The sequence below is a fragment of the Candidatus Tisiphia endosymbiont of Mystacides longicornis genome (genome assembly GCF_964031095.1).
GTDB lineage: Bacteria > Pseudomonadota > Alphaproteobacteria > Rickettsiales > Rickettsiaceae > Tisiphia.
In genome coordinates this window covers 1,653,216-1,667,201 of sequence record NZ_OZ035004.1, presented here as the reverse complement: position 1 = coordinate 1,667,201, position 13,986 = coordinate 1,653,216, and the positions used below count along the sequence as shown (strand labels likewise).

The following is a 13,986-nucleotide window of genomic DNA, read 5'->3' as shown; positions in this document are numbered from 1 at the left end:
CTTTATCTAATTTTTTTGTTAGTATGAATTTTTTATACATTTGGGTTTCATACTATGCAAATACCATCGATTACTATTGAGCAAGTAGCTCAGCAATTTAAAGCTTGGCGTCAAACTAAAACTAATAAGTTTGATCCTATACCAAACCATCTAAAGGAATTAGTTCACCAATTACTCCATCATTATTCTTACCAAGAGATAGCTAAACATCTTAATATTAATAAAGCAACAATTAGTTCAACTAAAAAAGCCCATGAACCTACCATCAAAACTTCTTCTGTCTCAACTTCAAATCAATCCCTACAACAAAATATTAATTTTCTCCCATTTCAACTAGTAAATTCTATAGATACCGATCCTGTAGCTGCTCCCAAGCAAAATCACTATACTTGTCACATTATTAAACCAAATGGTACCAAGCTTATTATCCAAACACTAGAGCCAAAAACTATAATTCAGACATTTTTATGCTGCAACTAACCCCGGCGTCAGTTATTTTTGTTGCCACTATTGCCATCGATTTTCGCAAGGGTATCGATGGCTTAATCGCTGTTTGTAGACAAAAACTTTCTTCTGACCCTCTTAATGGTTCCTTGTTTTTATTCTATAATAAAAACAGAACTGCCATTAAAATTTTGTCCTTTGACGGTCAAGGCTTTTGGCTATGCTCTAAACGCCTATCCAAAGGTAAATTTACGGCAAAACTTTTCCCATCTGATAATTCATCTTACCAAATTTGTTATAGAACCTTACACATTCTTATTCATAATGGCGATCCTAGTTCTGCCAAATTCTCTAATGATTGGCTTCCTGTCGTTTAAGCTGCTGTCTCGATTAATTCCGTATTATTCATATATCTTGCATAGGCAAAAGGCGTATAATCCTCAGGATGCTTCTTTGCTTTGCTACTATGCTCTTGTAGCCAATTTAAATATTTAAAGGCATTGATCTCGTTCTCACTACAAGTCTTTACTATACTATACAGACCACTATGTATCTCAGCACTATTGATTGTTTTAAAGAATAATGAATTCTTCCTTTGTAAAATAATGGTACGCAGTGATCTCTCAGCCCAATTATTATCAAGATTGCTAACTGGGATTTTTAAAAATTGGGTCAAACCTTCTTTATTATTTATCCAATATTTCATAGCTTGTCCAAGCCTACTATTAGGCTCAACTTTCTTGTCGTTAAATAATTCGTCTATTTTGTTATATATGTTTTCTATATATTTACTGCTATGTTCCTGATGATACCCAAGTTTCTCTTCAGGACTCATCTCTTTACATTGATGTTCATTGTGGTAAATCCCACGTGTTTGTTTGAGAAAATATCCGCATTCTTCAGGGTAATATAGTTCATTTTCTGTAAATTTTCTCTGACCATGTGACAAACAATTGATCATCACTATTATTGCCAGTAATTCTTTATCTGCTTCTGATAATACCGGGTTATTATTGTTACTTGCGTCAGTCATTAATTGGATAGAATCTGTTCTATTCTTACGATTCTTTAGTACGTTACCTATATTTTCTCCACCATGCCTATTACCGGTAAAATATAAAACTATTACCTCATTATTTGCAGTCTTAGCACATATTGTAGTAGTATAACAGCTGCGTCCTTTCTTATTTTGAGTACGTAATTTTTTATTGGCTATAGTAATTTCTAAAATCCTAGCTCTAGTATCATCAAGGTTCAGTGAACTACATTCGGCAGCCATTTCCAATAATACCCCGTAAATTTCAGCTCCACCACCTTCTTGCCAAACATCTAAATATTGTTGCCAGAGCGAGCTGTATGCTATAGGAACCCCGCTTAAACTCTGTAGCCTAGATAAACGGTAGAAAGGAGTACCATAGGTCTTTTGTAACACTATTGCACTTCTGCTACTATTTGTCCATTTGTTGATATTTTTATTGTTCATAACTGTATAATCGCAAGCATTACAGCGTAACGTTTTCTTTACATATCTGTTGACTGTAATTGGAGCATTACCTGTAAATTGTAGCAATTTTCTAGCTTCACTATTATATAGTTTGCCATTATAGCAGTGAGGACAGCTATCACCACTACAAAAATTCTCAGGAGTTAAATAGCTGGTATTCGCATCCTTATAATCATCAAACCCATATTTACCTTGCCAATTACTACGATCTATCTTTTTGGGCTTATCGCACTCTCCTTCATTACCACCATTCCCGTTATCAGATTCACCTGGCGGTTCTTTTAATGAATCTGAACTATCTTTTTTTTGTGATCTGCCTTAAAACCAATCAGCATTTCCTTAAGCTTATTTATACTGATATTTGATGATGCTAGCTTGTCTATTAGCTCGTTACAAAATTTCACAAGCTCTACTATCGTTTGCTGTTCATCTCCCGTTAATGAACTTTCCTTGACATGCTGTATTAGTTCTTCTCGTTCTTCAGCACTTAAGGTCGCTACTTTTGGTTTTTTCATTTGATTAATTATCATTATTATTAATATTTCAAATATTATAATATGACTGCTACTTTTTCAACTAGTTTTTTTATTAATCTGTTTTTTATTAATCGGTGATATTTGCATAGTAGAAATCCAAATTTATACAATAAATTCATACTAGCAAAGAAATTAGATAGTGTTACGCAGTTTTGCTGCAAGTATACGGAACTTTATAGAAAGAAGATAAGACAAATATTACTTCCGTAAATACTGTTTGTTCAATTATAAGAGTAATATGACCGGTTTTAGCTTGTTCAAATATTTCTTTGGTTTTACTAAACATTTCTGGATTATCGGCAATAAGATAACGAAGGATAAAGTTGCTATCACAAATATATTTCACTTCACTACCTTATTAGCTTCTTTAGAATAGGTATTATCAAGCCATGCTTGTTGTCTGATTTCATCAAATGAAGGCTCTGAATCTTTCCGATAAATAGAAAGAGCTCCCCCAAGGTCACAGACAGGGGATAATATTAATTGATTATTATCATTAACCTCTAAGGTAACAATGTTAGATTTTAAAATATCTCTAACTTTCTTTGGTAAGACAATCTGCCCCTTAGAACTAATAGTAAACGTATTAATATACATTTGGATAATACCTAAATAGTTAATTTATATAATATTTTATTATAGTAAAATAAATTACTAAATACAAGTATTTTCATATAAAGTAAGATAGATTATAAAAGTACACAACTTGTGCAAAATTAATATTAAATTGTTTTCATATTTAGATCAGTTAATTTCTTACTTATAGATTTAAGGATGTATTTAGTAATTATTACTAAATAGTCAATTGATGAGAAGTTGGTGATTTCTTTACCCTGTCATTCCCGCGTAGGCGGGAATCTAGACCCCTGCTTACGCAGGGGTGACAGTACTAATGATTGTGAACTAACTCCTCGCAATGACATCTTAAACTTTTAAGCTATTTCCCTTATGATTTTTAAATTGCCCTGAAATCAGCTCGTTTGTTTTTTTTATTTGACAATTTGCTATAAATGTGTATTATGCGATAACTTTCATGGAACTTAGGTTTTAAATAATAACTATAGGTTGTGGTGTCTGGTTTACTCAATAACGCATAACAAATCACATTAATTCGGTAACTATATGAATGAACTTACAAAAAATGATCCAAATTTTCAATTAATTGAAGACATAAGAACAACTATTTATAAAATTGGTAAAAGAGGGTCAATTGAAGAACTGAAGCTGCTGTTACAAAAGGATACTACAGGAGCCTCTTATAAGTGTTTCTTTGGTACGGAGGATCAGGACACTTCTTGGGATAATCCTAAGGGGAATAATCTACTTTTATTAACAATAGCTGCTGCGGCAAGCTCTTTAGAAGAAGGTAATAAAGAGATTGCAAGGCAGTTGACTGGTATTATATTAAAGGACGCTCAAGACAAATTACAAAAAGAAGAGTTTGCTGAATTTATTAATTTTCGTTATGGTAATGGTACTCCGGAAGCTTATAATAACTACAGCATAGATTATGATAACACTCCCTTAACTTTAGCCATTAAAGTGGGGCTTCTCTCTGTCGCTAGTGAATTAGTAAAATTGCAGGCTAAAGTTAACGTTTCTTGTGGTTATGCTAATTTTTCACCGCTACATTTAGCGGTTTTACATTATGCAGTAAACCCGACTGATTCTTCAAATAAAAAGTTAATTGAAGAGTTAGTAAATAATGGGGCATATATTACTGCTAAAGATGAATATGGGCATACTGCAAAGGACTTGCTTGAATATGAAGGCTTGGGAATAGAAGATTTTCATTTATTCACTGTTAACGACCAAGATCTTAAAAAAGAGCTCAACCCAGAAGTTGGGCGAAAATATTCTTTTAAGGAGTTAGCAAAAAATGAACTTGTAGTAGAGTTTTTTGCAGATAAAAAATTTGATAAATTTAAAGCTAATTGGACTAATACAAATTTATTCAAGCAATTCTTAAACGAAAACCGAGAAGAAAACGGTAATAAATATATTATTGCTAGAAATGGTATTGATGAAGGAGATACTTCAGCAAATGCTTCAGAAGATAATTTTGCTGCTGCAGTGTTACACGTCCTTGGTTTTGATACTGATCCTATTATAAGAAAATTAGTTAATAATTTCTCCAATGTTCTTTATGGGATATACGATCTTAATGATGCGATTAATGGTGTTTTAGATAATCTTCCGCATCGTTCATTTGTTGATCTTTCTAATAATTCTGATAGTCTAGAGATAAACGAATTGGCTAAGTTGTTGGGTGACGTATCTGAACACTAGATATGCTTATTATCAAGGTAATCTTTTTTCAAATTTGCGGGGTATATGAATCGTTTAATATTATTAATTTTGTTTAGTATTTCTTTTTGTTTAATTGGACAAAGAGTTCTGGCTGCTGAAATAAGAATAGGGGTGCTAAAGCAGGACGTAAATTTTCGCTATGAAAAAGGCATTGCCATTAATCTCGAGTATTTATTTAGTGAAAAATACAAATTTTGGGGTGGTTATCCTCATATAGGAGCGGATATTAGCACTGGTAGATATACAAGTAGTTTTTATAGTGGGCTTACTTGGCATTTTGATATGACAGAATTTATATTTTGTGAGCTAAGCCTTGGAGGGGCGTTTCATAATGGGGAATTGAAAAAATCACCAAAACAACGAGCCTTGAAAAAACGTCCATTAGGATCAAGGCTGTTATTTAGAGAAAGTCTTAGTTTAGGGGTAAAGCTTAATGAAATACATGCAATTTCACTAATTCTTGACCATATTTCTAATGCTGATATTGTAGGGCCTAATGCAGGGTTGACTAATTTAGGCATACGATATGACTATAAATTTTAAGCAAGGCAATCCAAAATAATCATTTTCTTGGATTGTTTTGTTGCTAAAGTGAATTAACTTGAATTGGCACGTTATAAATCCGATTTAGCATCAGCGTCATTGCGAGGAGCCACTTTAGTGGCGACGAAGCAATCTAAAAAAACGATTAAAATGGATTGCTTCGGGCTATGTTTCCTCGCAATGACAGCATGATGGGTGCTTATTCGGCGTTAATTCACTATACAAGTATCCTCACAATGATGTTAGCTCTAAAATATAATGGAGTGGAAAAATGAAAGATATTACTACTGATTATTCAGAGTTAAAGGTAGAGAGTATAAGGGATCATTTGGTTGAGCGTGTTGAATCACTGCCCATAGACCCGCCTGATACTAAAAAAGCTCTTATACAAAATATACTCAACACCCCTAAAAGCTCTGTCAACCCAAAAGATACTTTGCAGAAAGCTGCTGTAATAATAGACATAATGGCAAAAGTTGTATTACCGCATTCGAGTGATTTTCTACAAGGTGCCCATATAATAGTTGAAGATAATGGGAGTATGTATGATAAATTAAAAGATCTAGGGCTGGTTAAAGAACGTTTTTCTTCTCACCATAGGGGCAATAAGGCTGAGTCCGATGCGTCAATTCAAGCTGGCGAAATATTTAGAGAATTTTTAGTTGGCAAAACAAAAGATGGTAAGACATGGTTTCAGTTAGAAGCTCATTCTATCGGTGGGATTAAAAATTTTGTAAAACACATGGTAGATTATATAACTTACGTATTAACTGGTAAAAATGTCGGACAATACGGTTTATCAGAGCATGTAGATAGTAATCCTATTGTATTGGATGCTAAACAAGTTAATCAAAAAACTAAAAAACAAGCCTCTCTCACAACTAGCAATTTTGTAAAAAAAATAGAAGAAGAGCGGCATAGAACTAAATCAGGACTATCAAAAAATACGGTTGAACGTTAGTCTGATAACTAACCTGATTGTATAGTCAATTAAACTCGTCATTGTGAGCGAATGTATGTGAGCCTGTCACCCCTGCTTTGGTACGGGGTCTAGTACTACAGTTGTAGATTGAATGTGAGTGTTCACGGAAAAAAGGTTAAAGTATAAGATGTCATTGCGAGGAGGTTGCCAGACCGACGAAGCAATCCAGGAAAGTGATTAAAAATGGATTGCTTCGTTGACCTTACGGTCTCCTCGCAATGACGTTAGTTTATTATGGATATATGTGGTTATTTTGTTTTGCTGCTTTGAGGGTATTCTTCAGCAAGAAAGCAACGGTCATTGGTCCAACGCCGCCTGGAACTGGTGATATATATCGTACTTTATCTACAACATTTGGAAAATCAACGTCTCCAACCATTTTGTCACTATTGGCAAGTTTACTAATACCAACGTCAATCACTATAGATTGTCGGTTAAAGTATTCTTCTGTTAATGTTAAAGGTGAGCCGATAGCTGATATTACTATGTCGGCACGGGAAGTTATAGAATGTAAGTTTTGAGTTTTTGAGTGACATAAAGTAACAGTGCAATCTTCTCTAAGTAATAAAGCTGATAATGGTTTTCCGACAATATTAGAACGTCCTATAACTACAACATTCTTGCCAGCTAAATTTTTCTCAACTTGTTTAAGTAACTCAATGCAGCCAAGAGCTGTGCAAGGTATAAAGCTGTTACCTAAGTTACTATAGTCAATTGATGAGAAGTTGGGGACGTTGTCGCTCAATGCTCGCCTATTACTTATAGGCGTCGCTCCATCGTTCCTAGCCCCAAATTCTCCTGAATTGACTATATGTAGATAACCAACATTTATGGGGTGAAAACCATCAACATCTTTGCTAGGATCAATAGCAGATAAGATTAAATTTTTATTGATATGCTTAGGTAAGGGGAGTTGTACGATAATTCCAGAGATATTTGAATTATTATTAAGTATATTGATTTCATTCAGTAGATGGTCAATTTGAACTTCATTCGGCAAATTTATTTGCAAAGCATTCATACCAATTTTTGTTGCTGCTTTGAGCTTATTTCTTACATATATACTACTAGCTGGATTATCGCCCACTAATATAATAGCAAGAGTTGGTATCAAATTATGTTGTTTCTTGAGTAAATTGATTTCTATCTTTAGTTTAGATAATATTTGTTCTGCAAAATATTTACCGTTGATTATATTACCGTATTCATTCACTATTTATTTGCTCTCTATTTATGTTAGGCGATGCACAAAAGGTTCTGCAGCATTATTGCACATATAGTCAATTGATGAGAAGTTGGTGACGTCGTCGCTCAATGCTCACCTATTACTTATAGGCGTCGCTCCATCGTTCCTGCTACCCAATTCCCCTGAATTGACTATAGGCGTTAGTTTAAGAAAATAATAATTGAAAAACCGTCATTGCGAGGAGACCTTAAGGTCGACGAAGCAATCCAGAAAAGTGATTAAAAATGGATTGCCACGTCACCTACGGTGGCTCGCTAATAGACGACTTATAATTGCTTCAGCCACTAAAGTGCCTCCTCGCAATTTGACTATAATCCTATTCTTTAGAGGTTTTTTCTTCTTGTTGGGGTAAAAATTTTGCTTGCTCAATATTCTTGTCTAATTCCACTTGGCTACAAATTCCAAGTAATACTGGATCACGTGGGCGAATATTCTTCATGTTCCAGTGACTACGATCACGAATAGCATCTATGGTAGATTTGGTAGTACCAACTAACTTAACAATTTGATTATCTAAAATTTCTGGACAATTTTTAAGTATCCAATATATCGCATCTGGTTTATCTTGACGTCTAGCAATAGGAGTGTACTTAGATTGTTGTTTTTTCTTAGTATTTATCAAATCATATGCAGCATTAACAGAAATCCTTAAACTACTAGTTGAATCTTTTGTACAACGTATGATTTCTTCTTTGGTTAATTGTCCGCCAGCGATTGGGTCTAACCCCTTAATACCGTGAGATACTTCGCCATCAGCAATGCCTTTAATTTCAAACTCATGAATTCCACAAAAATCAGCTATCTGCTTAAATGTTAATGCAGTATTATCAATTAACCAAATAGCAGTTGCTCTAGGCAGTATAGGTAATTTTTGTTGTGAACTCATAGTAAACTAATATAATATTAATATGTGATTTTCTAAAAAATATAATCTCTTCTAGCTGATAAGTCAACAATAGACTTTTAAATCGCCCTGATATAGTCAATTCAGGGGGATTTGGTGCTAGGAACGATGGAGCGACGCCTATAAGTAATAGGCGAGTGACGACGTCACCAACTTCCCATCAATTGACTATACCTAAAACCTAAAACCAACGCCTATGGCAATCATTAACGGATTAAACTTTACCTTAGAGGAGATAGCTTTTCTTACTAAAGGAGATTTATACTCAACCGTGGTATTAAGAAAATACTTTTTTACATCTAAGTTAACAAATGTATCATCCTTAGCATATAAATCGACTCCAAGCTGTAACACAGCACCATGACCATTTCTGACCGTACACCCTTTAGAGCTATTAACAAAATAAGCTCCATGGTAACCAACACCAATATAAGGTCTGATAGCACCAAAAGGAGCTATATGGTATTGTCCTGTAACAGTTAATGGAATCATATAAAGAGCTCTTCTTTTGGCAACTTCTTCTGGATTGGTGCCATAATTATAAGCCACATTCTTTAAATTGCTATTTTTATTACGTAATACATCGAAACCTAAAGATAACTCTGCGGCAACATAATTAGCAAAAAATACTGAGGTGGAAGCCTCTATACCATAACCATTTTCGGCAAAGGTACCAATCGATACTGGGTCTTTGACAGTAGCCTTAGGAAAATCTGTTTGCTTTGCACTAGATTTTATACCAATTGCTCTCATCCTAAATACTAAACCACCATCATTCTCATAATAATTAGCATTATAGTCAGCACCATAATCATTATCAGCTGAATCATTATTAGCAAAGCTAGAAATACTAGCACAACTTACCAACAGAAATATCCCTAATTTTCTTGCAACTTTTATCATAACTACTAAACCTTCTCTTGCTTTAAATATATTGCTGTACTATATATATTCTTCTTATCTGAAAATCAAATGATAATAAGATTTTTTAAAATTGTCTAACAATGATGATACTATAACACTAAATATAAGAAACACTAAGTATAAAAAACAAATAAACTAAAAAATTTTAGGTCTATATGAATAATAAATTAAACACTTATTTTATTGGTATTGGTTGGTTTGTATTAAGTATGCTTACTAGTGTAACTAATGATATAACGGCAAAATATCTTGGATTCAGGTTACATAGCTTTGAGGTAGCTTTTTTTCGCTTTCTCTTTAGTGCATTAATTCTTGTACCGTTTATTTTTTATTACGGGAAACAAACTCTAATTACTGATCGTCCTTTTGTCCATATTGCAAGAGGAGTTTTGTTATTTTTTGGTATGACATCTTGGACTTATGGTTTACAGCTTGCACCAGTTACTACTGCTACAATTGTTAGCCTGGCTATACCTTTGTTTACCTTGGTTTTGGCAGTATTCTTCTTAAATGAAAATATTATTTGGCAAAGATGGGCAGCAACTTTATTCGGCTTTATTGGCATTGTTGTTACTCTGAAACCGCATGCTAGTGATTTTAATCCACAAATATTGATTTTTGTATTAGCTGCTATATCTTTTGCCATGTTAGATATTATCAACAAGAAATTTGTAGTAAAAGAATCAATGATTAGCATGTTATTTTATTCTGCTCTAGTAACCTCTTTAGTATCAATACCACCATCAATAATGTATTGGAAAACCCCTAATGTTTCAGAATTTATTTTGCTATTTGTCCTAGGAGCAGGAGGTAGTTTGATTTTATTCTTTCTATTAAAGGCTTTTGCTCTAGTTGATGCTACTGCCATCGCCCCTTATAGATATTTAGAGTTAATCATTTCAGCATTAGCCGGATATCTTGTTTTTAATGAAATTCCTGAAAGTAGTACTTTATATGGAGCATTGATAGTAATTCCTGCAACATTATTTATAATATATTCTGAGAAAGATAATATAACCCAAGATGATAAAATATCGCATGAATAAACGTAAATTAGTTTTTGCAAGCGGTATAGCAAATGCATTTGAATGGTATGATTACGCTCTATTTAGTCTTTTTGCCCCTATAATAGGGGCAAAATTCTTCCCTGGATCAAACCCTAGCTCGTCTTTACTACATGCTTTTGAGGCATTTGCTCTTGGTTATCTAATGAGGCCAATAGGTGGGGTGTTTTTTGGAGTGATTGGAGATCGGTTTGGTAGAAGAACTGCTTTAAGTGCATCTATATTTTGTATGTCTTTGCCAACAGCTTTAATTGGTATGTTACCAACTTATGACGAGATAGGTATTACCGCAACTATATTGATGATTTTAGTTCGAATGTTGCAAGGTTTATCAATGGGCGGGGCACTTACTGGCTCAATTTCATTTGTTATTGAACATGCAGGTGTAGCCTATCGTGGGTTTAGTAGTAGCGTATCAATGTCCAGTATTTGTATTGGTTTATTGTTTGGTTCAGGAATTTCACAATGCATACAAAGCTTTTTATCAGCAGAGCAATTTGATGATTGGGGGTGGAGAATACCATTTTTATTAGGAATTTTTATTTTATTTGCTGGACTTTATATCAAGAAATATACAAGTGAAACTCCTAGTTTTCAAAGTATGAAGGAAGATGGTGGAATATTAAAGTCTCCTCTAAAAAAAGTTGTCTCTGTCTATTGGTTTGATATGATAATATCCATCTTTATCAATTCCACAGGCTCAGTACTATTTTATTTACAAGCTACTTATCTCATGTCATTTTTGAAGATAAATCGTAATTTTACTAATGATGAAGTTAATAACTTAGCTAATTATTGTTATATAATCATGGCAATTGTTACTTTATGTTCTGGCTATTTGTCGGACATAATTGGTCGCAAGAAAATTTTTGTGTTCAATTTATTGGTAATTATTTTAGTTATCCCATTTTTGATACAGGCAATTGAAACTGGCGATTTTTGTGTTATAATTATATCTCAAATAGTATTATCAATTTTAGCTGCCTGTTATATTGGTCCTGAACCTGCACTGCAAGCTGAATTTTATCCAACCAATGTCAGAAATACGGCTTTATCATTATCTTATAATATAGCAACTAGTATTTTTGGTGGTACAACGCCTTTAGTGATAGCATATCTTGTACAGGAAACTGGTACAATTACTTCGTCTATTTATTACATAATTGCTTGTGCTATTTTAAGTTTAATAGCTCTGTATTTTTATAAGGATCGTTCAACGGCGTAATATAGCTAATCCGACAGTTTCCTAACGTTACGTTAAATTCACAGCTGTCATGGCTCAGAGCCACTTTAGTGGCAATAGACCTTATATCTTGAAAATGTGATATAAGGTCTATTGAAGCAATCCCAAAAAAACGATTAGAATAGATTGCTTCGAAGGCTTACACCTCCTCACAGTGACGAATGATTAGAATTGTTGTTTAAGCATTTAGACACTTGATTAATTATTTTTAAATATTGATTATAAAATAAATCACTATTGATATTAGTCGCTTGCCAATTCTCACTTTCAACCTCCACTACTTCTACTTTAAAATTTTTATAAAGAGCAACATCTTGCTCTGTACTTAGTAATAAACATTTACTATTGGACATGCTTAATAAATGCTCAAGATTACTGATATATCTCAGGCTTTTCTGATCAGAGCTATATAATCTTGCAACATTTTTTTGGCTATTATTAAAAAAATATTCTAGACTGTCACTAAGTAAGATAACGTCTGTTAAAGACGTTAATCTTTGATGTTTGATTTTCGTAAGCTCCTCTATTTGTTTTTTTGCTTCTTCAAGATTTTGGTAAATAGCTGAACTAATCTCAGGAAATCGTTGAGATAATACCTGAAATAATTGTTCTAATAATAGTTTTACATTGTCTAAATCAAGCCAAATATGCCAATTATCATAAGAATTATTACTAATAACTCTTAACCCATTAAAATTACTAATTTTAATGACATTTTTACTATGACCATTCATTAATTTGCCAGCAAAGCCATCAAATTGCTCATCTATATAAAATACAATATCTGCATTTTTAACTTTTTTAAGATCACTAGGTCTTAAATTATAATGATGCGGACAATCATTGTTATTGGCAATAGCAACAATTTCTGCCTGGTCTTTCACTAACATCGCTATAATGCTTGCTAGTGGGGTGATACTAGTAACAATTTTCACCTTACTTCTACTGGCAAAAGCTCCATAATTAAATAATATGATAATTATAGCAATAAAAATGCTAGCACTAATATTAATTTTCATTTTTTTTTAATTTTTTATGATGAATAAATAATTTGTTCACTAACAGACTTTAGTTTACTACTATAAACACTGATTTTTATCTGTATAGTCAATTGATGAGAAGTTGGGAACGTTTGTCGCTCAATGCTCGCCTATTACTTATAGGCGTCGTTCCATCGTTCCTAGCCCCAAATTCTCCTGAATTGACTATAAAATGATCATGTGTAAATAACAACAACATATTATTATCAATATTATCCTTAAGAGGAGAACAGGTGATCAAATCATAAACTTGTAAGTCTATTTTGATTGGTAAATTACTGTCATTAAGTAGCGTAAATATACGATCCATAGTCTTCTCATCAAGTGAGCCATAAATTACTAAGTCAATATCGGAGTTAGGACGGTAAAGACCAGTAGCACGTGAACCAAATAAACCAACACGATCGATTTTCTCTGAGAAGGGCAACAAAATACTACGCAGTGTATTTAATTGTTTTGCACTTAATCCATGGTTAGACATCTTTACCTTCTATATTCTGCTGCAAGTTCCAACATTTTTAGATTCATGCTCTCTAATTCAGGATAATAATTTTTTTCAATATCTATAATAATCTTCTCAAATTTTTTGAAGTCATAAGTATGTGACATTTTATTACGAGAATCTAGAGCATCCATCCATATTTCACCATTGTTGATTAAGTTAGCAGCTATTGATGCTTTAATTACAGCAGCTGGGGTAACGGTTTCCAGTACAACACCTTTATATTCCAGATAATCTTTAAGCACTTTCCATGTCAATTCCCATGTATATTCGAAACGTTGAATAATTCCTTCTTGTTCTAACTGGCTTACCTTACGTTCTCGCATTATATATATAGCCTCACGTAATAAAGCAAAAGCACGTTTAAAATTATCAAAACGATATAACCAACGAGGTTTTTCTAAGTTACTAAGTATAGTCATATTAACTCTGTATCTAATAGCTTAATTCTTTTGAAGTTTTTATTTTAGACATGTTCAATCTTCTCAACAATTTCTTCCAAGTTATCTTTTGGTTGATTTCTTTCTGCCCACGATAATGCTTTATCTATTTTAGTCAAGGTATTTCCTTGATATAACCACTTTTCTGAGGTTGGAATAAATTCTCCTGTCTTAATGATCCATGTACCATTATCTAATTGTTCGATTAATACCATTTGTCCTGCAAATACTTTGCCAAGCGATAGTTGACCGTTGTTACCTATTACTTTCACTTGTTGATTTTGATTCATAGCATTTTCCTAAT

17 protein-coding genes and 2 pseudogenes are annotated in these 13,986 nt (G+C 33.1%); 7 read left to right on the top strand and 12 right to left on the bottom strand.

Features of this window, described 5'->3' with window-relative positions:
• Window positions 1-54 precede the first annotated feature (54 nt).
• A complete protein-coding gene (locus tag ACQH6S_RS08510; RefSeq protein WP_341758053.1) occupies window positions 55-480 on the top strand; it encodes a hypothetical protein in 426 nt (141 codons plus the stop codon).
• On the top strand, window positions 468-821 hold the full coding sequence (gene tnpB / locus ACQH6S_RS08505; RefSeq protein WP_341752109.1) for an IS66 family insertion sequence element accessory protein TnpB: 354 nt from the start codon (window positions 468-470) through the stop codon (window positions 819-821). Before ACQH6S_RS08510 ends, tnpB begins: the two co-directional genes overlap by 13 nt.
• Here tnpB and ACQH6S_RS08500 read toward each other — a convergent pair.
• The 4 genes from ACQH6S_RS08500 to ACQH6S_RS08485 form a co-directional block, all read right to left on the bottom strand.
• Window positions 818-1,927, bottom strand: a complete 1,110-nt coding sequence (locus ACQH6S_RS08500) for an IS66 family transposase (protein ID WP_425364395.1) — start codon at window positions 1,925-1,927, stop codon at window positions 818-820. The genes tnpB and ACQH6S_RS08500 overlap by 4 nt on opposite strands.
• A gap of 302 nt (window positions 1,928-2,229) precedes the next feature.
• The gene (locus ACQH6S_RS08495) at window positions 2,230-2,478 is read right to left on the bottom strand and encodes a hypothetical protein (RefSeq protein WP_341758049.1); all 249 of its coding nucleotides are present in this window, start codon (window positions 2,476-2,478) and stop codon (window positions 2,230-2,232) included.
• A gap of 148 nt (window positions 2,479-2,626) precedes the next feature.
• A complete protein-coding gene (locus ACQH6S_RS08490) occupies window positions 2,627-2,770 on the bottom strand; it encodes a hypothetical protein (RefSeq protein WP_425364526.1) in 144 nt (47 codons plus the stop codon).
• A gap of 56 nt (window positions 2,771-2,826) precedes the next feature.
• Window positions 2,827-3,081, bottom strand: coding sequence for an AbrB/MazE/SpoVT family DNA-binding domain-containing protein (locus tag ACQH6S_RS08485; protein WP_094649821.1), 255 nt, complete (start codon window positions 3,079-3,081; stop codon window positions 2,827-2,829).
• 525 nt (window positions 3,082-3,606) lie between these two features.
• Between ACQH6S_RS08485 and ACQH6S_RS08480 the strand changes: the two genes are divergently transcribed.
• The 3 genes from ACQH6S_RS08480 to ACQH6S_RS08470 all read left to right on the top strand — a co-directional run bounded on the left by ACQH6S_RS08480 (window position 3,607) and on the right by ACQH6S_RS08470 (window position 6,298).
• Window positions 3,607-4,773, top strand: coding sequence for a hypothetical protein (locus tag ACQH6S_RS08480; RefSeq protein ID WP_425360165.1), 1,167 nt, complete (start codon window positions 3,607-3,609; stop codon window positions 4,771-4,773).
• Between the two features lie 45 nt (window positions 4,774-4,818).
• The gene (locus ACQH6S_RS08475; RefSeq protein ID WP_250310975.1) at window positions 4,819-5,337 is read left to right on the top strand and encodes an acyloxyacyl hydrolase; all 519 of its coding nucleotides are present in this window, start codon (window positions 4,819-4,821) and stop codon (window positions 5,335-5,337) included.
• A 271-nt stretch (window positions 5,338-5,608) separates the two neighbouring features.
• Entirely contained in the window at window positions 5,609-6,298 is a 690-nt protein-coding gene (locus ACQH6S_RS08470) for a hypothetical protein (RefSeq protein ID WP_425360166.1), read from the top strand.
• Between the two features lie 253 nt (window positions 6,299-6,551).
• On the opposite strand, the pseudogene ACQH6S_RS08465 reads toward ACQH6S_RS08470, so the two are convergent.
• The 4 genes and pseudogenes from ACQH6S_RS08465 to ACQH6S_RS08450 all read right to left on the bottom strand — a co-directional run.
• Window positions 6,552-7,025, bottom strand: a pseudogene (locus tag ACQH6S_RS08465) (bifunctional methylenetetrahydrofolate dehydrogenase/methenyltetrahydrofolate cyclohydrolase); the annotation flags it as partial.
• Window positions 7,026-7,130: 105 nt separating this feature from the next.
• A pseudogene (locus ACQH6S_RS08460) lies at window positions 7,131-7,532 on the bottom strand (tetrahydrofolate dehydrogenase/cyclohydrolase catalytic domain-containing protein); the annotation flags it as partial.
• Window positions 7,533-7,881: 349 nt separating this feature from the next.
• Complete coding sequence (locus ACQH6S_RS08455; protein ID WP_094649041.1) at window positions 7,882-8,451, bottom strand: cell cycle transcriptional regulator TrcR; 570 nt, start codon at window positions 8,449-8,451, stop codon at window positions 7,882-7,884.
• 192 nt (window positions 8,452-8,643) lie between these two features.
• Window positions 8,644-9,372, bottom strand: coding sequence for an OmpW family outer membrane protein (locus ACQH6S_RS08450; protein WP_425360167.1), 729 nt, complete (start codon window positions 9,370-9,372; stop codon window positions 8,644-8,646).
• Window positions 9,373-9,548: 176 nt separating this feature from the next.
• On the opposite strand from ACQH6S_RS08450, the gene ACQH6S_RS08445 reads away from it, so the two are divergent.
• A complete protein-coding gene (locus tag ACQH6S_RS08445; protein ID WP_094649043.1) occupies window positions 9,549-10,439 on the top strand; it encodes a DMT family transporter in 891 nt (296 codons plus the stop codon).
• Window positions 10,432-11,682, top strand: coding sequence for an MFS transporter (locus tag ACQH6S_RS08440; protein ID WP_425360892.1), 1,251 nt, complete (start codon window positions 10,432-10,434; stop codon window positions 11,680-11,682). The genes ACQH6S_RS08445 and ACQH6S_RS08440 overlap by 8 nt, the downstream gene beginning before the upstream one ends.
• A 167-nt stretch (window positions 11,683-11,849) precedes the next feature.
• On the opposite strand, the gene ACQH6S_RS08435 is transcribed toward ACQH6S_RS08440, so the two are convergent.
• The 4 genes from ACQH6S_RS08435 to ACQH6S_RS08420 all read right to left on the bottom strand — a co-directional run bounded on the left by ACQH6S_RS08435 (window position 11,850) and on the right by ACQH6S_RS08420 (window position 13,972).
• A complete protein-coding gene (locus tag ACQH6S_RS08435) occupies window positions 11,850-12,719 on the bottom strand; it encodes a metal ABC transporter substrate-binding protein (protein WP_425360168.1) in 870 nt (289 codons plus the stop codon).
• An 88-nt stretch (window positions 12,720-12,807) separates the two neighbouring features.
• Window positions 12,808-13,221, bottom strand: a complete 414-nt coding sequence (locus ACQH6S_RS08430) for a nucleotidyltransferase domain-containing protein (RefSeq protein ID WP_425360169.1) — start codon at window positions 13,219-13,221, stop codon at window positions 12,808-12,810.
• A gap of 2 nt (window positions 13,222-13,223) precedes the next feature.
• A complete protein-coding gene (locus ACQH6S_RS08425; RefSeq protein ID WP_094649046.1) occupies window positions 13,224-13,664 on the bottom strand; it encodes a nucleotidyltransferase substrate binding protein in 441 nt (146 codons plus the stop codon).
• Between the two features lie 44 nt (window positions 13,665-13,708).
• The gene (locus ACQH6S_RS08420; protein WP_425360170.1) at window positions 13,709-13,972 is read right to left on the bottom strand and encodes a hypothetical protein; all 264 of its coding nucleotides are present in this window, start codon (window positions 13,970-13,972) and stop codon (window positions 13,709-13,711) included.
• Window positions 13,973-13,986: the final 14 nt, after the last annotated feature.